This is a genomic window from Pseudomonas sp. HS-18 (assembly GCF_020401845.1).
Lineage (GTDB): Bacteria > Pseudomonadota > Gammaproteobacteria > Pseudomonadales > Pseudomonadaceae > Pseudomonas > Pseudomonas nitroreducens.
This window is the reverse complement of sequence record NZ_CP084413.1, coordinates 3,748,141-3,772,413: the sequence shown is the minus strand read 5'-3', so window position 1 is coordinate 3,772,413 and position 24,273 is coordinate 3,748,141. Positions and strand designations below refer to the sequence as shown.

Sequence of the window (24,273 nt, the reverse complement as noted above, 5' to 3'; positions counted from 1 at the left end):
GAGCGTAAATCAGAGAGCGCCCGTGGCCGGGCGCAGGAGGCGCGCGAGAAGGGCGACCGTCAGTCCAGGTGCCACTTGTCGATGATGCCGGCGAGGGTGCCGTCGGCCTTGATGCTGGCGATGCCCTTGTTCACCTGGGCGAGCAGAGCCGGGTCGCCCTGGCGCAGGATCAGGCAGACTTCGCCCTTGATCTGCGGCTGGTAGCTGTCCACCAGGCGCACCTTCTTCAGGCTGCCCTTGGCCATCTGGTAGGCGAGGATCGGGTGGTCGCCGAAGCCGGCCTTGATGCGCCCCAGGGCCAGGTCGCGGGTGAGGTCGGCGAGGGAGTCGTAGCCGCGCACTTCCTTGAAGATGCCGCGCTGGTTGAGCTTGTCGATGAAGATGGTGCCAACCTGGGCGCCAACGATCTCGCCCTTGAAGTCATCCATGCTGGTGTAGGCCTTGTCGTCGTCGGCGCGTACCACCAGGCCTTCGCCGTACTCGAACACCGGGTCGGAGTACTGCACCACTTTCTCCCGCTCGGGAGTGCGCAGCATGGCAGCGGAGATCAGGTCGATCTTCTTCGCGGTGAGCGAGGGGATCAGCGCGGCGAAGGTGGTCTGGGCGATCTCTACTTCGAAGCCGCCGGCCTTGGCCACGGCCTGCGCGGAGTCGACCATCATGCCCTGGATGCTGTTGGTCTTGACGTCGAGGAAGGTGAAGGGAACGCCGGTGGCGGTGGCGCCGACTTTCAGAGGTTCGGCCTGGGCGGCCAGGGATGCGGCGCAGCTGGCGACGAGCGCGAGGGCGCAGGAAAACACGCGGAGGCGAGGATGCATGGATGAACTCCCATTTGACGCGGTTTGTTGTCTTTATGCGTTATGGATAGCCTCGAGTATCGGCAGGAGGCATTGGTCGCAATATAAATGATTTACAAGAATCGTAAAGAGATTTATAAATATCGCATATCGATATTTGCAATCTAATAAGAACCTGATCCTTCGCAAGGACGAGACATGAGCGACAACGAAAACAGCCTGTTCAACCAGTCGCTGGAAAAGGGCCTGGCCGTGCTGCGTGCCTTCAACGCGCGCAGCCGCACCATGAACCTGGCGGAAGTGGCGGAGGCCGCCGACATTACCAAGAGCTCCGCGCAGCGGATGATCCATACGCTCGAAGCGCTGGGGTATGTCTGCAAGCACCCCCAGACCAAGCGCTTCCAGCTGACCCCGCAGGTGATGGAGATCGGCTACAACTACCTCGCCGCCGACACCCTGGTGGACGTCGCCAACCCCTTCCTCGCGGAGCTGGCACAGACCACCGGCGAAACCACCAACCTCACCGAGCCGGTGCGCACCGACATGCTCTACGTGGCGCGCTTCGTGGGGCCGAAATTCATCCCGATCCACCTGCCCATCGGCAGCCGCATCCCGATGTACTGCACCGCTTCGGGCCGCGCATTCCTCAGTGCGCTGAGCGACGACGAGGTGCTGGAGCTGCTGCGGGACAGCGACCTGTCCAGCCACACCCAGTACACCCGCACTTCGCTGGAGGAAATCCTCGCCGAGATCGCCGAGATTCGCCGCAAGGGTTATGCGATCAACAGCGAGGAACTGTTCCTGGGAGACATGGCGGTGGCTGCGCCGGTACGCAACAGTCAGGGCCGCCCGGTGGCCTCGGTACACGTGGTGGCGCCCACCAGCCGCTGGAGTCGCGAGGATGCCGAGCGCCGCCTGGCGCCGGTGGCCATTGAGTGCGCCAGGGCGATCAGTACGTCGATCAGGACGCTGTAAGGCGGCTCAACCGTTGTGCTCCACCTCGACGAAGTGCCGTGTGCCGGCCTCGACATCGTAGATGTGGTAGTTGTTCATCATCCGTCCGTACAGGTGCAGGCTGACTGCCCGTGTGCGGTCGGCCGGGACGCCGGTGACGTGGATGTGGTCGGGATTGGGCACGAAGCTGGTCACCGCACCCGGTGGCAGCAGGATCATGCCGCCCTTGACCAGTTCGATGCCGTCGTCTCGCGAGCGGTCGACCGAGAGGCAGACGTAGCTGCGCTCCTCCAGCACGCCTTCGACAATGCCGACCACACCCCAGCTGCCGTGGTCGTGAACCGGCGTCCACTGGCCCGGGGACCAGACGAGGGCATAGAGCGACAGGTTGTCGTCCGGCGACTGGTAGATCAGGTTGCGCGCATAGTGGGCCGGGTCGCTCTGGTAGTGGTGCGCTTCGAGGAAGTCACCGGCATGGGCGAGCAGTTCCATCATGAAGGGTGCCAGCGAGGCCACGCACTGGCAGGGTTCGGATTCCTCGCGGCTCAGGCGGGTGGCCTGGTCGATGAAGCGGGAGAGGGTGGCATGCGGCATGAGCGGTGCGCTCCGGCGGGTGTTGGCGACACAACGGAAATCACTCTAGTCGCTTTTGCCGAGCCTGCCCGGAACCGCAGGGCGCAAACCCCGGCAGAGGTTATCCGCCCTGCGTGGTTGCTCAATCGCCTTTCGGCGCGCGCCGCAGCAGGTAGGTGTCCATGATCCAGCCGTTGGCCTCGCGGGCTTCGCGGCGGGTGCGCTGGATGTCTTCAGCAACCTCGACGAGCCGGCCGCTGCGGAGGATCTCATCGGGTGTGCCGACGTAGGCGCCCCAGTAGATTTCCAGCTGCGGGTCCTCCAGCTGGCGGTAGGTGTCCTCGGCGTCGAGCATCACCACGACACTCTCTGCGTTGTCCGGGAAACCTTCGGCCAGGCGCCGACCGGTGGTGATCTGCACCGACTGGCCGATGGCATTCAGCGGCACCCGGTGGCGCGCCGCGAGGGCCTGCACGCTGGTGATGCCGGGGATGACCTCGTAGTCGAACTGCACGCGCCCCTGGCGCAGGATCGCGTCGAGGATGCGCAGGGTGCTGTCGTACAGTGACGGGTCGCCCCAGACGAGGAAGGCGCCACACTGGCCGTCCGGTAGTTCATCGCTGATCAGCCGCTCGAAAACCTGCTGCTTGGCCTGGTTGAGGTCGCGCACCTGCCCGGTGTAGTCGCCTTCGCGCACGCGCTCGGGGCTGTCGGCCTCGACGATGCGGTAGCCGGAGTGGTTGACGTAGCGCTGCAGGATGTCCCGGCGCAGCCGGTTCAGCTTGTCCTTGCTCGCGCCCTTGTCCATGAGGAAGAACACGTCCGCGCGGTTCATCGCGTTGATGGCCTGGACGGTGAGGTACTCGGGGTCGCCTGCGCCGATGCCGATGATGAGCAGCTGCTTCATGTCTGGTCCTGCGTGCCGTGGATCGAAGGGCTTCAAGACTACGCCTGTCCGGCGCCGCGCTCATCTGCCGGATCGACGCGGTAGCAGCAACGTAGGGCGGATAACCCGGCACGGGTTATCCGCCGTGGCGGATAACGCCTGGGGCGTTATGCGCCCTACGGGGCGTCATCGACCCGCATTCAGCCCAGCAGCGCCACGTCCTTGCGCAGCTCGCGGGCGGCCGCGACCATGTTCACCAGCGCCGCTTCGGTTTCCGGCCAGGCGCGGGTCTTCAGGCCGCAGTCCGGGTTGACCCACAGGCGTTCGGCGGGAATGCGCTGCGCCGCCTTGCGCAGCAGCTTGACCATCTCGTCCTTGCCCGGCACGCGCGGCGAGTGGATGTCGTAGACGCCTGGGCCGATCTCGTTGGGATATTCGAACTTCTCGAAGGCCTCCAGCAGCTCCATGTCCGAGCGCGAGGTCTCGATGGTGATCACATCGGCGTCCATGGCGGCGATGGACTCGATCACGTCGTTGAACTCGCTGTAGCACATGTGGGTGTGGATCTGCGTTTCGTCGCGCACGCCGGAGGCGCACAGGCGGAAGGCTTCGGTGGTCCAGGCCAGGTAGCCGCCCCAGTCGTTGCGGCGCAGCGGGAGCCCTTCGCGGAACGCGGCTTCGTCGATCTGCACGATGCGGATGCCGGCGGCCTCCAGGTCGACCACTTCGTCGCGGATCGCCAGGGCCAACTGGCGTGCCTGCTCCTCGCGCGAGATATCCTCGCGCGGGAAGGACCACGTCAGCATGGTCACCGGGCCGGTCAGCATGCCTTTCATGACCTTCGCGGTGAGGCTCTGGGCGTAGCGGATCCACTCCACGGTCATCGGTTGCGGGCGGCTGAGGTCGCCGAAGATCACGGCCGGCTTCACGCAGCGTGAGCCGTAGCTCTGCACCCAGCCGAAGCGGGTGAAGAGGTAGCCGTCGAGTTGCTCGGCGAAGTACTCGACCATGTCGTTGCGCTCGGCCTCGCCGTGTACCAGCACGTCAAGGCCCAGTTGTTCCTGGATTTCCACGGCATGGCGGATTTCGCTGTGCATCGCCTCGGTGTAGTCGGCGGCGCTCAGTTTGCCCTGCCTGAACGCCTGCCGCGCGAGGCGAATGGAGGCCGTCTGCGGGAAAGAGCCGATGGTGGTGGTGGGGAAGTCCGGCAGGTCCAGGCCGGCGCGCTGCTTGACGATGCGCTGGGCAAAGGGCGATTGGCGCTGGCTGTCGGCGGCATTCACGGCGGCCAGGCGGGCCTTCACCTGCGGCTTGTGGATGCGCGGCGAGGCGGCCCGGCTGGCTTGCACGGCGCGGCTCTGCTCCAGGGCGGCAAGGACATCCGGCGCCTGCGGTTCATTGACGGCGCGGGCGAGCAGGGCAACTTCGGCGCACTTCTGCACGGCAAACGCCAGCCAGCTCTTCAGCTCGGTATCCAGTTTGTCCTCGCGCTCCAGGTCCACCGGGCTGTGCAGCAGCGAGCAGGAGGGGGCGACCCACAGGCGTTCGCCGACACGGTCATGGGCGTAGCGCAGTACTTCCAGGGTTTTCTCCAGATCGCAGCGCCAGACATTGCGGCCGTTGACCACGCCGAGGGAGAGAATCTTGTAGGCCGGCAGGCGGTCGAGGATGCTCGGGAACTGCTCGGGAGCGCGCACCAGATCGAGGTGCAGGCCATCCACCGGCAAGCCGGCGGCCAGTCCCAGGTTGTCGTCCAGGCCGCCGAAGTAGGTGGCCACCAGCTTCTTCAGCGGCTCGCTCTGCAGCAGGTTGTAGGTGCGCTCGAAGGCGTTCTTCCAGGCTTGCGGCAGGTCGAGGGCGAGGATCGGCTCGTCGATCTGCACCCACTCCACGCCTTGCGCGGCGAGGCGGCGGAAGATCTGGCCGTAGAGCGGCAGCAGGCGCTCGACGAGGTCGAGCTTGTCGAAGTCGCTGCCCTTGGTCTTGCCCAGCCAGAGGTAGGTCAGCGGGCCGATCACCACAGGTTTCACCGTGTGGCCGAGGGCGTGGGCTTCGTCCACTTCCTCGAACAGTTGCTCCCAGCTCAGTGCGAACTGCTGTTCAGCGCTGAATTCCGGGACGAGGTAGTGATAGTTGGTGTCGAACCACTTGGTTAGCTCTTGTGCGAGAAGGGGCTGGGCGTGGGCACCACAGCAGCCGGTGCTGCAGTCCGTCGCCACGGCGCCGCGCGCCATGGCGAACAGGGTCTGCAGCGTCGGTTTGGCATCGCCCCGGTCGCGGAAACGCTCGGGGATCACGCCGAAGGTCAGCGAGTGGGCCAGGACCTGGTCGTACCAGGCGAAGTCGCCCACCGGCAGCAATTCGATGCCGGCGTTCTTCTGCACCTGCCAGTGGGCGGCGCGAAGTTCGCGGCCGACGGCGCGCAGGCCGGCTTCATCCAGTTCGCCTTTCCAGAAGGCTTCCTGAGCCTTCTTCAGCTCGCGGTCGCGGCCGATGCGGGGGAAGCCGAGGTTGTGTGCGAACGCCATGTGAATCTCTCCATTGAATCAACGATGGGGAAATTCTCCGTGGCGCGCCTTCATGAGACAAACTCAATGTTCTCGTGATGAACATAAGATTTACTCATGTTGGTTCGTGTCAGCTTCCCGCACGCATCTGCCGCGCCAGGGCTCCTGGCGAGGTCCTGAGCTGGCGTTGGAACAGTTCGATGAAGGCCGAGGTGGATTCATAGCCCAGCTCGCCCGCGATCAGCGTGACCGACTCGCCGCGTTCCAGCCTCGGCAGCGCCGCGAGCAGCCGTACCCGCTCGCGCCACTCGCGGAACGACAGCCCGGTCTCGTCGCGGAACAGCCGCGCCAGGGTGCGCCGCGAGGCGCCGACGCGCTGTGCCCAGTCTTCGATGCCCAGCCGCTCGCCGGGGTGTTCCTGCAGGTGATCGGTGACCCGCCGCAGGCGGGCATCGCGCGGCAGCGGCAGGTCCAGGCCGGAGTCCGGCGCATTGTGCAGCTCATCGACCAGCACCTGCATCAGCCGGGCTTCCGGCCCTTCGTCAGGGTAGTCGCTGGCGAATTCGCTGGCGCGCTGGATGAGGTTGTCCAGCAGTGGCGAAATCTCCACGACGCGGCACGGCCCCAGCCCGGCGGCGATCTCCGGGGCCAGGTAGAAACTGCGGAACACCACGGCGGTGCGTGCCCGCACGCTGTGCGTGACCCCCGCTGGCAGCCACATGGCGCGCCGGGGCGGGATGAGGCAGGCATGCTGCTCGGTGCTGGCCTCCAGCACTCCGCTGGCGGCGTACATCAGCTGGCCCCAGGGATGGGTATGCGGCTCCACGCTGTGGCCGGCCGGCATGTCGAAGGCGCGCAGCCAGACCGGCCGGGGCAGGGCGGCGAAGCCGGGAAGCGCCAGAGGAACCTGTCCCGTCGACGGCATAGCTTGTCTCTCTCACGGAAGTGGGCCACTTGATGCCGATGGTAGCGTCTTCCCCGATCAATATCAGCCCGTGAAGAGGAAACCGCATGAGCAGCCATCGCCCGCAACAACGCCTGTCCACCCTGGAGATTCGCCAGCGCCGCGAGCCCGGCAGCCTGGTCGTGCTGACGGCTTACTCGGTACCCATGGCGCGTTTGCTCGACCCGCACGTCGACGTACTGCTGGTGGGCGATTCGCTGGGCATGGTGCTCTACGGCCTGCCGGACACGCTGGCCGTCAGCCTGGACACCATGATCGCCCATGGCGCCGCGGTGGCCCGTGGCTCCCAGCGCGCCTGCGTGGTGGTGGACCTGCCTTTCGCCAGTTACCAGGCCTCGCCGCAGCAGGCCTTCCTGGCCGCCGCGCGGGTGCTCGCGGAAAGCGGCGCGCAGGCCGTGAAGCTGGAGGGCGGTGCGGAAATGGCCGAGACCATTGCGTTCCTGGTCGAGCGGGGCATTCCGGTGATGGCGCATATCGGCCTGATGCCGCAGAAGGTCAATGCCCTGGGCGGCTTCAAGGTGCAGGGCAAGGAAGAAGCCGGTGCGGCTCGGGTGCTGCGCGATGCCGAAGCGGTGGCAGCCGCCGGGGCGTTCAGCGTGGTGCTCGAAGGCGTGCTGGAACCCTTGGCGCGACAGGTCTGCGAGCGGCTGGAGATCCCGGTGGTCGGTATCGGCGCGTCTCCTGCCTGCGCCGGGCAGGTGCTGGTGAGCGAGGACATGCTGGGGCTTTCCGGCGAACAGATTCCGCGCTTCGCGCAGCAGTATGTGCGGGTGGACGAGCTGATCTCGGCGGCGGCGCAACGCTTTGCCCGCGAGGTGCGCGAGCGGCAGTTCCCGCAGGCGCGGCATTGCTTCGGGATGGCGAAGGATTGACGCGCTGGCGCCCGAGCGGGGCTCGTCCCTGCGGACGGATCACGGCGGTGACCCGTTCCCGCAGGGTGGCTGCTAGAACCCGCTTTCGCGCAGGGCGACCGCCAGCAGGCGGGTGAAACCTTCGCCCAGCCAGCTGCGCCTGGCGCCCTCGATCTGCAGGTTCCCGCGGGTCTCGTGCAGGCCCGGCGGCGCGCCATCGAGCTTCACCAGCACATGGAACAGCGCCGGGTTGGGCACCAGGGTATCGCCCTGCGGGTTGACGTTCAGCGGGCCGCCGTAGCGCGAAGCGAGCATCGGTTGCTCCAGCTGGCTGATGCGCGTGGTGCCGATCAGCACCACCTGGCCTTCGATGGGGCTGGGCACGCCCTCGGGGTAGAAGCGCACGCGGCCGCCGTCGGTGAGGCGCTGCACTTCGTCCTGCTTGACGTAGGCATCCACCAGCCAGTGCCGCGGGTCCACCAGTACGCCGATGGGCTCGCGGGTATTGATCCACTGGCCGGGTTTCCAGTCCGGGTTGACGTCCCGCCACTGGCCGGCAAAGGGCGCCTGGAGGTTCAGCCGCGCCATTTCATTGCGGGCGGCCCGTGCCTGCTGGTACTCCACACCCAGGCGCTGGCGGGTGACGGCTTCCTCGGCGAGGCCGGACGGGTCGGCCAGCATGCCGGCCAGGCGGCCCTGGTAGCCACGGATGCCGGCTTCGCTGCCGCGCACCTTGGCGGCGATGTCGGGCTCTTCCATCACCGCGAGCGTTTCCCCCTGGCCGACCGCGCCGCCAGGGCGCAGGTCGCGCAGCAGTGCCGGGAAGGGGGCATAGACGTGCAGTTGCTGCGCCGCGCGGGCCACCCCCATGGCGTGCACCTGGGTGCGCCATGGAATGGCGAGCAGGAGCAGCACGCCGCCGAGCACGGCCAGAAAGACCAGCTTGCGGCGCGGCTTCACTTCCGCGCGGCGCTGCCACCAGACCTTGAGTTCGCGCCACACGGGCTGAACGATGAACCAGCTGATTTCCACGGCGAACAGGAAGATCCCCAGCAGTTTGAAGAAGAAGTAATAGACCGCTACGGCGATGCCGAGGAACAGCAGCAGGCGGTAGACCCAGGTGCCAAAGGCGAAGGCCACCAACGCCCGGCGCTTGCCGGTCGGGAAGTGCTCCGGCCAGGGCTCGTCCAGCCCCAGCAGGTTGCGCCGCAGTGTCGTGCGGGCCAGGGCGCCGGCGCGCTCGTGCAGGTTGGGGAAGTCGAGCAGGTCGGAGGTGATGAAGTAGCCGTCGAAGCGCATGAAGGGGCTGGCGTTCAGGGCCAGCGACAGCGCCCAACTGGTGGTCGCCAGGTACAGCAGCGCATTGCGCAACGGGCCCGGATCGGCCAGCGCCCAGCCCAGTGTGGAGAGGCCGGCCAGCCCCAGTTCGGTGATGATCCCGGCGCTGGCGATCGCCAGGCGCTGGCGGTTGCTGCGCAGTTTCCAGCTCTCGCCGGTATCGGTATAGAGCATCGGCCACATCACCACGAAGGCGATGCCCATGTGCGCCACCTTCAACCCCAGGCGCGTCGCCACCAGCGCGTGGCCCAGTTCGTGGAGCGTCTTGGCCACCACCAGGGCGGCGGCAAAGCTGAGCAGCCCCTCGAAGGAGAAGGACTCCACCACGTCATGGGTGAAGGTGTCCCACTGGTGCGTCACCAGCACGATGCCGGCGAGGCTCAGGAGCAGCACCAGCATCGCCACGTAGCGATTGAACAGCCAGTCGAGGCTGCCGGCGATGGCGCGCAGGAAGCGCTGCGGGCGAATCAGCGGGATGCGGAAGAACAGGTAGTGGTGTAGCCACCAGTTCCAGCTCATCCAGGAGCCGCCCTCGCTGCGAGCCTGGAGCCGGGCCAGGGCTTCGGCGCCGGGGCGGAGCAACTGGTGCTGTTCGAGGAACTGGCGAAAGCCCAGCACCTGCTCGGCCTCGGGCTTGAGCGCGGTCTGCTCGGCGATCTGCTCGCTGATCTGCCGGGGCGTCTGCTCCCAGCGCAGCAGGCATTCGAACTCCAGCCAGCCGATGCGGTAGAAGCGGTTGAGCACGCTGTCGTGAATCACCCACACCGGCTCGCCGTCCGGGCCGGGTGCGGCTTCGTCGAGGCGCAGGTCGTCACGCAAGGGCGGGGTGGGCAGGTCTTCGGCGGCGATCTCCATCGAAGCTACCAGCCTGTCCAGGCGCGCAGCGAAGCCAGGGGCCGCCGCAGCAGGTAGTAACCGAGCACCACACGTTCGCCATAGAGCTTGGCGGTGCCGTGCAGGCCAAGACGGGCGTGGGGCGGCGCGTCCTGCACGCTGGCCAGCAGGCGGTAGGAGGCCACGCCTTCTTCACTGGGCTTGGCCTGGTAGCTGGTGTCGAGGATTTCCCCATGCAGCGGGTCGAGCGGGTAGGCGGTGAGGAACAGCGCCACCTTCGCCCCCGGCTCCAGTGCTATGGCATCGGCGACCGGCAGCTGGATGCGCATGCCCGGCGCCTTCGGGTCGGCGATCTGCAGGATGCGCTCGCCGGTGACCACCGGTTTGCCCAGCCAGTCGTTGGGGTCGCTGTACACGGCCACGCCGGCACGCGGAGCGAGCACGCGGGTGCGTGCGAGCTGCGCCTGCACGGCGGCCAGTTCGGCCCGGCGCTGGCGGGCGCGGCCGTCGAGCACCGTGAGTTCGCTCTTGCTCTGCGGATTGTCGAAGGCCCGCTGGCTGGCGGCCATGAGCTCGGCATCGGCCACCGCGACTTCCTTGCTCAGCACGTCGGCGCGGCTGCGCAGGGTGGTTTCGTCCAGCTCGAAGAGCGGAGTACCGACCTCCACGCTCTGGTTGGGGCGAACCAGCATCTTGACGATGACCCCATCGATCGGCGAGCTGATCACCTGGGCGTTGCGCGAGACGACCTCCGCCGGTGCCAGTGCCGTCTGCCGCACCGGGATCAGCAGCAGCGCGGCCAGCGCGATGACGGCGACCAGCACCTGGCGTTTGCTGGGCCGCCAGTAGCGCAGTTTGCTGCGCGGACCGAAGGAGGCCCAGGCGTGCGCCCAGGTCTGCCAGATGCCTTGCAGCAGCGGCTGCAGGTTGCGCGCCGGTGCTTCGTCGAGGAGGAACAGCACCAGCCCCAGGCGTTTGCCCGCACGGTCGTGCAGCGGCACGCACCAGAGGCCGGCCGGCCACCATTCGCCCCAGCCTTCGGCGATATCCGCCGGCGGCGCAGTGGCGTCACGGGCCAGCCAGGCGGGCGTGGCGTCGGGCAATTGCGTGGCAACCCAGCGGCTGGCGCGTTCCAGCCAGACCAGGTAGGGCGAATCCTCGGTGGGCTTGGCCAGGCCGGACACCGCCAGCAGTTCGTTGCGCGTGTCGTGGCAGGCGAACACCAGCGCCTGGTGGAAGCGCAGCAACGGGAACAGGTCGTTGGCGATGCTGAAGGCCAGGCCGCCGAGGGAGTCGGCCGCCAGTGCCCTGTCGCGTACATTGGCCAGGCTCAGCAGCAGCTGGGGTGGCGGCAGCAGCTCACTCATGGCTTTCGGGGAAGCGCGCGACCCCGCTCATGCCAGCGATCAGTTCCGGGTAGCTGGCATCCAGCTTCGCCTCCAGTTCCACGGTCTGCGCCACGGCGTCGACGCGTGCGTTGATCACGCTGACCTTGGCCGGGTAGTGCTTGCCGGTCTCGTGGATGTCCACCTCCAGCGGCATGTCCGGGCGCAGGTTGGGCAGCATCGAGGAGGGCACGTTGAGGCGCACTTTCAGCGCGCCATCGCTGACCAGGTCGAACAGCGGCGTGCCGGCGGAAACCGTCTGGTACGGCTTGACGTAGACCTTGGCGATACGCCCGGAGAAGGGCGCATCGACCAGGCAGTAACCGGCCTGCGCCCGCGCCAGGGTGAGAGCGCCGTCGGCCTTCTGCAGCTCGGTATTGGCCATGGCGACCTCCAGGTCGCCCACCGCCTCGAGCTTGCGCAGGTTCTGCTTGGCGGCGAGGTTGGCGCGGGCCATGTTCAGCTCGGCGGCGGCGACCTTGGCGCGGGCGTTGACTTCGACGCAGTTGAGCTGGGCCAGCTCGGTGTCCTTGGCGACCTTGTCGCCCAGATTGGCCTTGAGCGCGCCAAGGGTGCCGTTCATCTGCGCTGAGAGGGTGGTTTCCAGGGCGGAGACCAGCAGCACGCGGATGGCGCCGGGATCCTGGCTGTCGGGCAGTGGCGGCAGGCCGCTGGTGGCATCGTCGGCCAGCGCCGGCTGCAGGAACATCAGGCATAACGGGAGAAGCAGGTACGACGGTTTACTGCGCAGGTGCGGCATTGGCGCTTCCTTGTTGACTGCTCGGGGTGCTGCTGGCGAGGAGGTTGGTGCTGGTCTGCTGTTCGAGGGTGCGCTGGATCTCGCGGGCCAGTGTCTTCACGTCGTGGTTCTCGATCTCCTTGGGCATCACCTCGAAGCCCACCGAGTTGTACAGGCGGCCCCAGGCGGCCTGGGCATCGGAGTAGGCGGCCTCGCGCTGGTAGCGCGAGAGCAGGTAGCGACCCTCGGCGCGGATCAGCTCCAGCTCGCTGCCCAGGGCGGCGCCACGGGCGGACTGCGCATAGCTGAGCAGGCTCTGGTCGACGCGCAGGCTCTCGTCGGCGAACTCCACTTCCTGGCGCGCCAGCTGGTAGCGCAGCAGGCCGACCCGGACCTGGGTGAGGATGGCCATGGACAGCGCGGTGCGGCGCATGTCGTCGGTCTTCTCCTGGCTCGCCTCGGCGGCCTTGATGTCCGGGTACTGCGCCAGACGCAGCAGGTTCATCGAGACGTTGATGCCGGTCTGGTTCCAGTCGTTGTTGTACAGGTACTTGTTGGAGTCGTACTCGTAGCCGTAGTTGAAGCTCACGTTGGGCCACAGCTGGGCCTTGGCGATCTTCAGGTCGTTCATGTCGACGCGTTTGCGGTACCACTCCTCCATGATTTCCGGGCGGCGCTCCAGGGAGAGCCGTTCCAGCTGGTCGATGTTGTTGGTCACCAGCGGCAGCGGCTGTTCGCCGACGTCGGCCAGGACCATTTTCGTGTTCGGCGGCAGCGACATCAGCGCGGCCAGCTCGGCGCGGGCGAATTCCAGGTCCTGGCGGCGCACGGTGAGCATGTATACCGAGTCGAGCAGGGCGCGCTGGTAGGCGAGGATGTCCTGGCGCGGCAGCAGGCCCTTGCCTTCGGCCTCGCGGGCGGAGGTCAGGGCGCGGTGGGTGCGCATCAGCAGGCCGTCCACTTCCGGCAGCAGGCGCTGGGCGCCCAGGGCGCGCCAGTAGGCGTTGCGCACGTCCTGCAGGACGTTCTGCGCGACCTTCTCGCGGCGCTCCTCGGCCATCAGCATCTGGTCGTTCTTCTGCTGGGTGCGGTAGTAGGCGACGCCGAAGTCCAGCAGGCTCCAGGACAGGCCGAGGCTGTAGAGCTGGCGGTAGCGCTCCTCGGACGTCGAGGGCCGCAAGCTGACCTGGCGGTCCTCGATGCCGATGGAGGTGCCGCCCGAGTCGTTGTTGCGCCCGGCATAGCCGGCGGAGGCGACCACCCGCGGCAGCATCTCGTGGCTGGTGACGTCGCGCAGGTCGGAGGCCAGCGCGCTTTCCAGCAGCTTGAGGCGGTAGTCGAGGTTGTACTTCAACGCGCGCGCGGAGGCTTCGTAGAAGGTGATCGGCCCGCCGACCGGTTCCTGCTCCTTGTACATCCGTGCCTGGTCCTCGATCACCCGCTGGCGCATTTCCTCCTCGGTGTAAGGCTTGGGCTCGAACGCCGAACAGGCGCTGAGCAGAATACTCACGGTGATGGTGGCGCTCAGGCATTTCAGTGCATAGGCGGGCATGTTCTGTCCTTGATCGATCTGAATGGGTCGCATGTTCCTCATTGGCCACCGCTCCGGCGCTGGGCGGCCTCACGCAGCTGGGCACGGAAGCCCGGTGCGGTCTGCGCGGGTTTTTCCGCCTTGCCCACCATGTCGGCGGGGAAGGGCGCCCACAGCGAGGGATCGGGCAGCAGGCCGTCGGCGCTCAGGCTGATGACGCCGTGGCGGCCATCGACCCAGTTGTTGTCCAGGGCTGCCGCACGGCGGCTTTCGGCGACGGCGCGGGCGACGAACTGGCCCTTCACCTGGCCCAGTTGCGCACCCAGCGACGGGCTTTCGATCTCCGGCGTGGCGAAGAACTCGACGTTGCTGCCGTCGGCGCCCCAGCCGGAGAGCGACAGGCGCTCGTCGATGCGCTCGACCACCGGCTGCACGAAGATCGCCGGGTCGACGTCGGGTATCCGATCACGCGGGTAGCCGTCGTCGCCGAAGCGGTCGAAGTGCGGCCCCGGCGGGATGTAGGGCGTGGCGATGTTCAGGGTGATGGTCAGCTGCGCCTGGTCGGTAAGGCCGGCCAGGTCGCTGATGGTGTAGGTGAAATAGTCCTTGAGGATCTGCCCCAGGCCCGCAGCGGCGAGGACTTCGCGATTACTCAGGTCGATGGTGTAGGTGTAGCTGCCGTCGGCATTCAATACGAGCGTGCCGTAGCGACCGGCAATGGGCTGGCCGATGACACCGGCTGTGCCACTGGCGGTTTCCTCGCCGGTGCGGATGCCGGTGACGGTCAGCTGGTCGCCGCCATCCACGTCGCTGTCGTTGGGCAGCACATTGCCGCTGGCCTGCGGCGCCGGGGTTTCGTCGCTGGCAACATTGCTGTCGTCGCGGGCTACCGGGTTGTCGTCGGCGCCCCGGATGGTGACAGTCAGGCGGGCGTCCGAAGTTGCGCCGGCAGTGTCGCGCATGCGGTAGGTGAACACTTCGCGAAGGGTTTCGCCGGCGGTGCGCAGGGCTTGCACCGTCGGGTTGGCGTTGTCCACGACGTACTGGTAGCTGCCGTCGGCGTTGATCGTCAGTTTGCCGTAGAGCCCCTGGAGCACCTGGCCGGCGCTGACGGTGTTGCCATTCTCGCCGGTGTAATGGACCACGGTCTTGGTCTCTCCGTACTGCACGCCATCGACATCGGTGTCGTTATCCAGCACGTTGCCGCGCGGGTCGACGCCGGGGGTGCCATTGTTCACGCCGCCAGCCTCGACGGCGGTGGCGGTATCGTCACTGGCGATGGGCGTGTCGTTGCGGCCGTCGATGGTGATGGTCAGCAGGCCGGGCGTGGCGCCGCCCCAGATGTCCGCGCCGAGGTAGGTGAACTTGTCCTGCAGGGTCTGGCCGCTGGCGCGCAGGGCTTCGACCTCAGGCAGCGTATTGTCGAGCTCATAGCTCCAACTGCCGTCCTGGTTCAGCGTCAGCGTGCCGTACTGGCCGCGCAGTGTCTGTCCGGGTGCGCTGGCGTCGGCCGGCAGCGGGCGGTCGCCGGTCCAGAACGCCACCACGTGCATCACGTCCTGGGGAATGCTGGTGATGGTGTCCGGGTCGGTGTCGTTGGCCAGGACGTTGCCGGACGGGTTGCTGCCCTGCACGTTGTTGTGCAGGCCGCCATCCTCCACGGCAGTTCCGAAGTCCGGCTCGGTCACGGGTGGGTCGTTGCGCCCGCGAATGATGATGAACAGTGTTGCCTGGTCGTTGAGGCCACCGTCATCGGTCACCTGATAGGTGAACGCCTCGATGGCGAAGGCCAGCGGTCCGAGCGAGACGATGGTGGGATTGGTGCTGTCGACGAAGTACTGGTAACTGCCGTCTGCGCCGATCACCAGGGTGCCGAACAGACCCTGGATCGTATGGCCATTGGCGCCGGTGGTGCCCGCGGGCACCGGCGTCAGCGGAGGATTGCGGTTTTCGGCGCCGATTCCGATGCCGGTGATCACCAGGTGGTCGCCGGCATCGACATCGGTGTCGGCGCCGAGCGTGACGCCCAGTGCGCCCAAGCCCGTGATGACATTGCCGGTAGGATTGCGCCCGCCGCTGCCGTCGAGGTTGGCCACGGCGTAGTTGATGTCGTCGTTGGCCACCGGAGCGTCGTAGCGGCCTTCGATGGTGATGGTCAGTTGGGCAATGGACGTGGCGCCCGCCGAATCGTGCATGCGGTAGGTGAAGGTTTCCACCAGGCTGTCGCCGAGTTTGAGTGCCTGCACCGCGGCGAGGCTGTCGTTCACCGTGTAGGTGTAGGTGCCGTTGGCATTGAGCACCAGGGTGCCATAGCTGCCGGCAATCACGCCGCCGCTGGCGGCAAGGTCGATGAGCGTACCGCCGGCGGCTTCGGCGCCGGTGCGTGCGGCATCGACCACCTTGGTTTCGCCGTAGGCGGCACCGTCCACGTCCAGGTCGTTGGGCAGAACGTTGCCGGTAGCGGGAGCGCCAGGGGTGGTATTGAGTGTGCCGCCAGCTTCGATGGCGGTGCCGGTATCGTCGGCGGCGATGGGAGTGTCGTTCTGCCCGTGGATGATCACCGTGAAGGTTCGGGTGACGGATTTGCCCTGGCCATCGCTGACGGTGTAGGTGAAGACCTCGGTCAGTGTGTCGTTGTAGGTGCGCAACGACTGGACCGCCGGGTCGAGGTTGTTGACCAGGAAGCGGTAGCTGCCATCGGCATTGAGCAGCAGCGTGCCGTGATTGCCGGCCAGGTCTGCTCCCACGGTACCGTTGGCGCCACTGGGGCTGACCACCGCGGTGATGGTGAGGACGTCGCCATCCGGATCGGTGTACGAGCCACGAATGCTGCCAGTTGGGTCCAGGCCCGGAACGTTGTTGAGCAGCCCGCCGGCCTCGGTGGCGTGGATCACTACCGGTTGCACGATGGGTGGGTCGTTCACCCCGGTCACGCTGATTACCAGTTGCGCCAGGTCGGTCAGGCCGCCGCTGTCGTGGATGCGGTAGGTGAACACCACGTCGAGGGACTGGTTGGCGGTGAGCGCGCGGATGGCCGGGTCGGCGCTGTTCACCTCGAAGAGGTAGGTACCATCGACGCCGATGGTGAGCTGGCCAAAGTTGCCGCTGATGATCGTGCCGTTGGCCAGCCGTGCGGCGGTGCCGGTGATGCTGATCGTCCCGGCGACGGTGGTCAGCGTGCCGCCGGCAGTTTCCAGGCCGGAGCGCACACCATCAACCCGGAGCCTGTCGGCATTGGGCTTGTCCGCGTTGTCGACGTCGGTGTCCACGCCGGTGCCCGGAGCGCCGGTGATCACGTTGCCACTGGCGTTGACCGGCGCCGGGCTGCCGTCGCTGGCGCCTGCGGTGGCGGTGTTGTGGTCGTCCACGGCCACCGGGGCATCGTTGGCGCCCTGGATGGTGATGGTCAGAGTGGCGATGGCGCTCAGGCCACCCTTGTCGGTGACCTGATAGGTGAACACCTCGGTGAGGGTTTCCCCGGGCGACAGCGCATTGACCACAGGATTGCTGTTGTCGACGACGTAGCGGTAGGACCCATCGGCGTTCATCGTCAGGCTGCCATAGAGGACCGGCAGCGTCGCCGGCGCGCCGGGAGCAACCGGGAAGATGCGCCCGCCGCCGATGCCGTCGTAGCGCACCAGGCTGACGGCCTTGGTCTCGCCGTAGACCGTGGAGTCCACGTCGGTGTCGTTGAGCAGCACGTTGCCGATGGCATCCGCACCGGGGCTGCCGTTGTTGGTGCCGCCGGACTCAACGGCAGTGCCGGCGTCGTTATGCGCAATCGGGGTATCGTTGGCGCCGTGGATGTCGATGGTCAGGGACGTCGAGCTGCCGAGGCCGCCACTATCGGTGATGAAGTAGCCGAAGGAGTCGCGCAGCACGTCGCCGGCGCTACGCAGGGCCTGTACCGCGGCGTTGGTGTTGTCGACCACATACTGGAAGCCACCCGTGGCCGTGATGTACAGCGTGCCGTAGCGGCCGGCAAGGGGGGTTACGCCGGAGGCCGCCACGGTCGCGAAACCGCCGATGGAGTTCTCCACGCGGGTGACCTTGAGCACGTCGCCGTTGGTGGCGATGTCGACGTCGGTGTCGTTGTCCAGCACGTTGCCGGTCGGGTCGACGCCCGGGTCGGCATTGTTCAGGCCGCCGGCTTCGATGGCGATGGCGAGGTCGGGGTGGGCCACAGGCGCATCGTTCACCGGGTCGATGACGATGTTCATCGTGTTGATGGCCACCAGCGCGTCTTCGACTGTTTCGCCGGGAATGCCATCGTTGTCCGCGTCGCCGAAATTGCCCTGGTCATTGGTGGCCATGGTCAGGACTTCGACGTTTCTGCCGGTGTTGAAGTCCTGGTCGCCCTTGTAGTAGATCTGGCTGAGCAGCACGTTGATCTGCTGCAGGGTGCCGGTGAGCACGAGGCTGCGACCGGCGCCCGCGGGCGGCGTGTCGTTGGGGCCCGGTGCCGTCCCTGTCTGCCAGAGCACCCCGTGCATCACGGTGAGGGTCACGGTCATGACGCCGTTGGCGTTGCCGGCATTGACGTCCACGTCGCTGGTGGCCAGGCCGACGATGTGCAGTACGGTGTCTTCCTGGCCATGCTGGTCGGCGACGGTGTTGATCGGCGCTTCGTTGATATGCACGTAGCCGGCATTGGCGATGCCGATGGCGCCTTCGCCCAGGTTCAGGTTGATGTTGCCCAGGCCGACGGTGGCCGTTCCGGTGTCGGTATCCACGCGAACGTGGAAGCGGTTGTTGCTGGCCTGGGCGAAGTTCTGCGCCACGGCCACCAGGTAGTTGCCCGAGGGCAGGATGGCGAACTGGTAGGTGCCGTCGGCGGCCGTCGTGGTGCTGAAGGTACGGTCGTCGGCGTTGCCGAACACGCCGTCGTCGCCGGCCCAGGTCAGGGTCACGCCGATGCCGCCCAGGCCGGGGCCGTCAGGCGTCACGCTGTTGGTGGCCGACCGGGTGTCATCCCACAGGGTGCCCCGCACCACGCCCATGCCGGCGCCGTCGCTGAGGATGTAGTTGTTCAGCCCGCCGACGCCGTCCTGGCCGGTGCGTTCGCCATCGACGCCGCCGGCGGTCAGTGGCCGCGAGCCGCCCCAGCCGGCGTTCTCGAAGCTGGTGGGCAGGCTGGTCCAGGTCAGCACCGCGGAGCTGTTGGCATCGTCGGGAACGATGGTGTTGGGCAGGGTGACGCTGTAGACCACTTGCACCTTGTCGTTGACGTTCAGCTGGTCGAAGTTGAGCACCACCTGGCCGCCCACCACGCTCGCGGTGACGCCCGCCGGCAGGTTGCCGGTGGTGTAGCTGGTACCGTTGATGACGATGCTCTGGATCGCGTAGTCGCTGCCGCTGGGGAACTGGTCGCGCAGCACGACGTTGTAGGCCGGTACTTCGCCGTTCTGGGTAAAGCTGACGGAGACGGTGGCGTTGGTCGTGCCCGCCACACTGCCGGCGGCGATGTCGATGACCGACTTATCCATGCCGGTGAAGCTCGGCTCCACCACATGCTCGAAGATCGTGGCGCTGTGGCCGCGATCGACCCCGGCACCGGCGCCGACGTGTTCGAACACATTCATGCCCAACTGGGCTCCGGACTGGTTGCTGGCGATGTTGGCGACCCGGACGTTGAATTCCAGGATCACGCCTTCGATATCGCCATCGTTCACCTCGGTGTTGGTCAGGTTGCCCAGGTTGAAGGTGATGGTCCGGCCATCAGGGGAAATCTGCAGGCGCCCGCTGTTGATGTTGAATATGCCGGTGGGCTTGTCGCCGGACAGGTCAGGGTGGATCGGTAGTGACACGTCGCTGTTCTGGTTGCCGACCATGCCCAGGGTGCCGCCGCTGATCAGGTCGGTGGCGTCGGTGCTAAGCCCGCCGATGGCGCTGGAGCCCAGGGCGATCAGGATATTGTTGAGATCGGCGGGAATGAATTCCAGGCCGGGAGCCAGTTCGATGCGGATCTGGTAGTTGGGGTTGTCGCCGGTGGGTACCACGACTGCCACGCGGTACCGGATGATCTCGCCGACCACCACGGTTTCCTCCAGGCCGGCGGTGTCAGTGGCACCTGAGGAATTGGTGGCCGGTGGCGTGGCATCGAGGCCGCCGACGCGGGAGACCTGGATGCCGTTGGTGACGGGAATGAACAGTGTGTTGATCTGCCGGTAGTCGTTGAGCACCCCGGAATTGAGCAGTCCATCGTCGCCGCCGCGTTCGCCGGCGCCGGTGTCGGTGGTGTTGCTCAGGCCGTCCAGGCTGGTCCAGCGCACCACGACGTTGTTTGAAATGACCGCCTGGCCGGCTGCCGTGGCGTTCACCACGCCTGACAGGGAGATGACGATCTTGCCGCCGTTGGCGATGTCGATGTTCGCGCCATTGGCGGTAACCAGCTGGCCGTTCTGGATGATGAAGTCCACGCCGGTATTGTTTGTGGCGCCGCCGCTGTAGACGATGCCGGTGATCACTATGTTGTCCATCTGCGTGGGCAGGATGTTCAGCAGGCTGAGGTCGAAGGCATTGATCCCGGACGTGTTTTCGATGGTGATGTCGAAGGTGACCGTATCGCCTTCGTCGAAACCGCCGAAGGTGGGGGTGGAGTTGACCTTCTGCGTCACCGTGAGGGTCGGCTCGACGATGCTCACCGAGGGCTGCTGCGCGCTGGTGACTGTGCGATCCACCGCCGTGGCGCCGTTGGGCGTATCGCCGTCGGGGTCGCTGTAGGTGATCTGTGCACCGTTGTTCAGGGTCACACCCTGCTGGTTGCCCTGCACGTTGCTCGCCACCAGCACCAGGCGGATGACAAAGGCGTTGTTGGCGACGTTGTTGTCTGCCGTGGAGCCGGCGGCACTGAACACCAGGTTGAGGTCGCCGCCATCGCTGCCGTCGCCGCTGAAGGTAAGCACATTGACGTTGCCGGCAAAGTCCTGGCCCAGTGCGCCGCTACCGGCGACCGTGGTGATGATCTGGTAGCCGGCGCCGCCGAAGGCCGAGAGGTCCAGGCGCAGGCCGGGCGGGATCAGGTCGGAAAGACGCAGGTTGGCGGTGCCGCCTTCGGGCAGCGTGACGACGATGTCGTAGGTCATCTTCTCGCCGATCACCAGGTTGCTGCCGCTGGTGTGGCCGGCGCTGGAGTCGTCGTCGGTTAGGCTGCCGTTCTGGTAGGTCTTGGTGATGGTCGGCGCCGCCACCTGCTGGTTGGCGACCTCGACGATGTCCACCGGGGTGAAGTCCTGGCCGCCGTTCACGCTGGCATAGTTGGTCAGCGCGGCGCTGGTCTGCAGCGTACGCGAGGCGAGGATGGCGTTGTCCACGGTAACGTCGTAGGTGATCACCACGACGTTGGCGCCGGAGACATCGTTGGCGGTGCCGGCGCGGCCGGCGAGCAGGGTGGCCTGGTTATTGGCGTCGAGGAAGGTGATGCTGTTGCCACTGACGCTGTAGTCGACGCCCAGCACCAGCAGGGTGCCGTCGCCGCGATGGATCTGCAGGTTGGCCGTCGCGAGACTGCCGCCGACGAAGGCCAGCCCGCCGGGCAGCGTGATGCTGGTGGCGACGTCGAAAGCGCCGCCGCCGCCGGTATTCTTGATCGCGGTGGCCAGGCGCAGGGTGTCGGCGCCGTCGATGCCGCTGACGTTGCCGTCCACCGCCGCGAGGCTGGTGACGCTGCCACTGAAGGGTACTCCCGTGGTACCCGGCTGGGCCCAGGTGCCGGTGGTGCCGGTGACCGTGCCATTGGTGCTGGAAACCACGCCGTGCTTGATATCCAGCACCGGTTCGGCCACCGACTCGATGACCGCCACATCCGAGGAAATCAGCACTGTCTTGTCGATGGTGGTGGTCTGGCTGGATTGCGCCAGGACGTCCAGTTCGCGCTGGTCGGCGAAGGGCTGGTCGCCCACGACCATGGTGAACTGCACCTGCACCCGGCCACCATTCAGGCCGCCGGAAGCGTAGTTGCCGAAGTTGAAGATGATCGAATTGCCGGCACCGGTACGCACGCTGTCCGGTACATCGCCGATGGTGTTGCCGGCGCCGAAGGTCCATTGGCCCACGCCGGTGCCCTGGGTCCACTCGGTGACCTGCGAGGCGAGCAGCGGCAGCGGCAGGTAGGCGGTCAGGGTGAAGTTCTCGTAATCGGCCACCAGCAGGTCATAGGTGATGGTGAAGGTCACCACGTCGCCAGGGCGCAGCTCACCGTTGCCCGGCGGTGCGCCGCCGTTGACCTGGGTGAGCTGGATATCGATGTTGGAGGTCTTGATGGTGCTGGTGGTGCTGGAGCCGTCGGTCTGCTCGCCGCCGGTGTTCAGCGCGTCGCGTAGCACGGTGGCATCCACCAGCGCATTGTTGCTGACGCTGTCGCCCTCGTTGAGCTGGTCGTGGGGCGGGTGGTCGGAGGTGTAGGTGGTGTCGATGATCGCGTCATAGACGACGGACAACCGCGTGGCGCCTTCCTGGATGTCGCCGTCCCAGAGATCGCCGAACAGCGCGTAGAGCCCCGGCCCCTGCACGGCGGCGGCAATGGAGGCACCGATATCGAAGACCAGCGTGGTACTGCCATCGGCGTTCACCGTGGCGGTGTAGATCACCGGGATCACCTGCGATCCACCGTGTTGCTGGATGACGATGCTTGGCGCGTTGGCGGCGGAGAAGGTCTGGCCGTCGCTGAGTTGGTCGGTGATGGTGAAGCGGCCTTGGCCGAGGATGTTCTTGCCGAAGGCGTAGAAGTCGGAAATGGCCACATCCATGGTGTAGCGCAGGGTATCGCCGGGGGTGATGCCGGGGGTGCCGACATCGGTCTGCAGGTTCACCGTCTTGAGCAGGGTGATGGACTTGGCGACGAAGGCGACACCCGCGCCGTTGCCGGTCACGGTAAAGGGGTAGCCGTCCGGGTCGATCGGGCGGTCGCGCGGGTCCAGCGGATTCCAGTCGCCGCTCACGGTCGCGGTGCCGAAGGTTATGGTGCGCGGATTGCCGGTTGTCGGATCGAGCACCGGCCGCCCGGCGGCGTCGATCTCCGGGACGTAGAAGCCGACCGAGGTGGTGCTGGCGGCGCTCAGGGTGTCGTAATGGATGGTGTAGCTGGCGACGAAGGCATTGGGATTGTTCAGGGCCGCGGCGATCAGCGCCGGGTCGGTCAGCACGGTGCCGTCATGCAGGGTGATCGAGGACAGGGTGCCGCCAGCGCCGGGGGTGATGGAGCTGACATGTACCTGGTCGGGTACCGTCTGGGTGACCGTCACGTTGGTCAGGGTCTGGCCGGGGGCCGGGGTCACGGTGACCGTTTCGGTGCGGGTGAAGTTCGGGCCGGTGACGGTTTCGCCCTCGGGCATATCCACCGTCTGGGTGACCGACAGCAGGGTCGGGGTGACCACGAAGCTGTGCAGCGCGGCTTCCACCAGGGTCGGATCCTGCGCGGGGTTGTTCAGCGAGTCGTTGCCGTATTCGAAGCCGCCGCGGGCGTTGATGGTGAGGTTCGGCGCGCCGTCGGAATAGCTGGTATCGGCCAGGTTGCTCAACTGCGCGGTGACCTGGATGTCGATGGCCGGCTGGCCGACGGTGACACTGGCGTAGGGTAATTGCAGCACCACCATCTGGTCGCCCGGCTTCATGCCGACGCTGGCGGCGTTGATCACCAGGGCGTTGCCATTGGCGTCCTTGGCCAGTGGATGGGTGGCGTTGCCGCTGCCGTCGAAGGTGACGACGAAACTCTTCACGGACTGGCCCAGGTAGCTGGCGGAAACGAAGGTGGCGCCGTCGTTGCCGTCGCGGCCGGTGGCCGGCATGAACAGGTCGATGTAGGGGGCGTAGCCGACCTGCGTGGAGGGGTTACTGAAGATGACGTCGAAGGTGAAGGTATCGCCCAGGCGCACCGCCGCGCCGCCACTGCCCATGGCTACGGTGGGGCTGGCATTGGCCAGCAGGCCCTGGAAGTCCGTCAGGGTGCTGGCGCTCAGGGCGATGGTCTTGTCGACATCGCCTGCGCGCACTTCCAGGTTCCAGTCGCCGCCGGCGCGGGTAGCGCCGGTGGCATTGCTGGAGGCGCCGACATCCGCGCCGGTCCAGCGCGCCAGTTCGTTGACCAGCGCCTGACCGGCGCTGCCCGAACCGACGTCACAGCCGTACAACTGGATATCCGCCCCTGCATTGAGTTCGCCGCGCCAGGCGCTGAGGCGATCGCCGAGCTGATCGACGCTCTGGCGGGTGAAGGTCTGGTTGCCGAGGGTGAACTGGCCGGTGGCGCCGTGGGAGAAGATCTGGATCGAGTCGACCTTGCCCAGTTGCGCCAGCGCGCTGCTGATTGCCGCGATGGCGTCCTGGTCGGCATCCACTACCAGGGCGGTGGTGCCCACCGGCAGGTTGGCGGCCAGCTGGTCACGGTTCTCCAGGCGAGCATCGATGACCACCAGGTTGCGCGGCGCGGCCTGCGCGGGCGCCGCCGCCTGGGTCCGAGCCTCGACAGCCGTGGCCGGCTTGGCCGTGTCCTTGGCCTCGGCTCCCGCACTGGAGTCGTGGTGCTGCTGGTCGACGGCGGCCGCAGCGGCACCATCGAAAAGAATGCGTTGCTCCAGCGCGAGCGCGTGGGCGGCGGGCTGGAAAAGCTTCGAACGATACTTGGCCTGCATTTCCCTAATTCCGGCTGATCAATATCGAGAGAAAAAGCAGTCCTACGCATATCTGCTTACGCAATTGACGCTAGTACCATTCCGAATTATCGCAAGCAGAACAGCGACATAAGCGACAAGTAAGTAACAGGAGCCTTACAGCCCATCGCTGGTTCCTACGCTGTACGCGGCTTCCAGACGAATGGATCCTACATAGCGGCATTTCGCCGCCCGTCAGACGCCTATTCCGACTTTGGCTACGCTTGAGCGAGCGGTCCATGAGAGACCGGAGCAGGGCGCCGGAGCGCCG

General features: G+C 66.6%; 12 protein-coding genes. 2 read left to right on the top strand and 10 right to left on the bottom strand.

What is annotated here, in order from left to right; all coding sequences use genetic code 11:
- Positions 1 to 59: 59 nt before the first annotated feature.
- The gene (locus LDJ84_RS17475; RefSeq protein WP_054907100.1) at positions 60 to 818 is read right to left on the bottom strand and encodes an ABC transporter substrate-binding protein; all 759 of its coding nucleotides are present in this window, start codon (positions 816 to 818) and stop codon (positions 60 to 62) included.
- 177 nt (positions 819 to 995) lie between these two features.
- On the opposite strand from LDJ84_RS17475, the gene LDJ84_RS17470 reads away from it, so the two are divergent.
- Entirely contained in the window at positions 996 to 1,772 is a 777-nt protein-coding gene (locus LDJ84_RS17470; RefSeq protein ID WP_226045125.1) for an IclR family transcriptional regulator, read from the top strand.
- 6 nt (positions 1,773 to 1,778) lie between these two features.
- On the opposite strand, the gene LDJ84_RS17465 is transcribed toward LDJ84_RS17470, so the two are convergent.
- The 4 genes from LDJ84_RS17465 to LDJ84_RS17450 form a co-directional block, all read right to left on the bottom strand.
- Entirely contained in the window at positions 1,779 to 2,345 is a 567-nt protein-coding gene (locus LDJ84_RS17465; protein WP_226045124.1) for a cysteine dioxygenase family protein, read from the bottom strand.
- Positions 2,346 to 2,466: 121 nt separating this feature from the next.
- Complete coding sequence (cobF, locus tag LDJ84_RS17460; protein WP_226045123.1) at positions 2,467 to 3,231, bottom strand: precorrin-6A synthase (deacetylating); 765 nt, start codon at positions 3,229 to 3,231, stop codon at positions 2,467 to 2,469.
- Positions 3,232 to 3,410: 179 nt separating this feature from the next.
- Positions 3,411 to 5,738 (bottom strand): 5-methyltetrahydropteroyltriglutamate--homocysteine S-methyltransferase, encoded by a 2,328-nt coding sequence (gene metE, locus LDJ84_RS17455; RefSeq protein ID WP_226045122.1) that lies wholly within the window; start codon positions 5,736 to 5,738, stop codon positions 3,411 to 3,413.
- A gap of 109 nt (positions 5,739 to 5,847) precedes the next feature.
- Entirely contained in the window at positions 5,848 to 6,642 is a 795-nt protein-coding gene (locus LDJ84_RS17450; RefSeq protein ID WP_024767246.1) for an AraC family transcriptional regulator, read from the bottom strand.
- Between the two features lie 86 nt (positions 6,643 to 6,728).
- Between LDJ84_RS17450 and panB the strand changes: the two genes are divergently transcribed.
- Entirely contained in the window at positions 6,729 to 7,553 is an 825-nt protein-coding gene (panB, locus tag LDJ84_RS17445) for a 3-methyl-2-oxobutanoate hydroxymethyltransferase (RefSeq protein ID WP_196912450.1), read from the top strand.
- Between the two features lie 72 nt (positions 7,554 to 7,625).
- Here panB and LDJ84_RS17440 read toward each other — a convergent pair whose 3' ends face one another.
- Genes LDJ84_RS17440 through LDJ84_RS17420 form a run of 5 tightly spaced genes read right to left on the bottom strand, consistent with a single transcriptional unit; the run spans position 7,626 to position 23,984 of the window.
- Complete coding sequence (locus LDJ84_RS17440; RefSeq protein WP_170859455.1) at positions 7,626 to 9,725, bottom strand: HlyD family efflux transporter periplasmic adaptor subunit; 2,100 nt, start codon at positions 9,723 to 9,725, stop codon at positions 7,626 to 7,628.
- A 5-nt stretch (positions 9,726 to 9,730) separates the two neighbouring features.
- The gene (locus LDJ84_RS17435; protein ID WP_065084371.1) at positions 9,731 to 11,071 is read right to left on the bottom strand and encodes an efflux RND transporter periplasmic adaptor subunit; all 1,341 of its coding nucleotides are present in this window, start codon (positions 11,069 to 11,071) and stop codon (positions 9,731 to 9,733) included.
- Positions 11,064 to 11,849 (bottom strand): efflux RND transporter periplasmic adaptor subunit, encoded by a 786-nt coding sequence (locus tag LDJ84_RS17430; protein ID WP_065084372.1) that lies wholly within the window; start codon positions 11,847 to 11,849, stop codon positions 11,064 to 11,066. The genes LDJ84_RS17435 and LDJ84_RS17430 overlap by 8 nt, the downstream gene beginning before the upstream one ends.
- Positions 11,830 to 13,380, bottom strand: coding sequence for a TolC family protein (locus LDJ84_RS17425; protein ID WP_024764709.1), 1,551 nt, complete (start codon positions 13,378 to 13,380; stop codon positions 11,830 to 11,832). Before LDJ84_RS17425 ends, LDJ84_RS17430 begins: the two co-directional genes overlap by 20 nt.
- A gap of 38 nt (positions 13,381 to 13,418) precedes the next feature.
- Entirely contained in the window at positions 13,419 to 23,984 is a 10,566-nt protein-coding gene (locus LDJ84_RS17420; protein ID WP_226045121.1) for a VCBS domain-containing protein, read from the bottom strand.
- Positions 23,985 to 24,273: the final 289 nt, after the last annotated feature.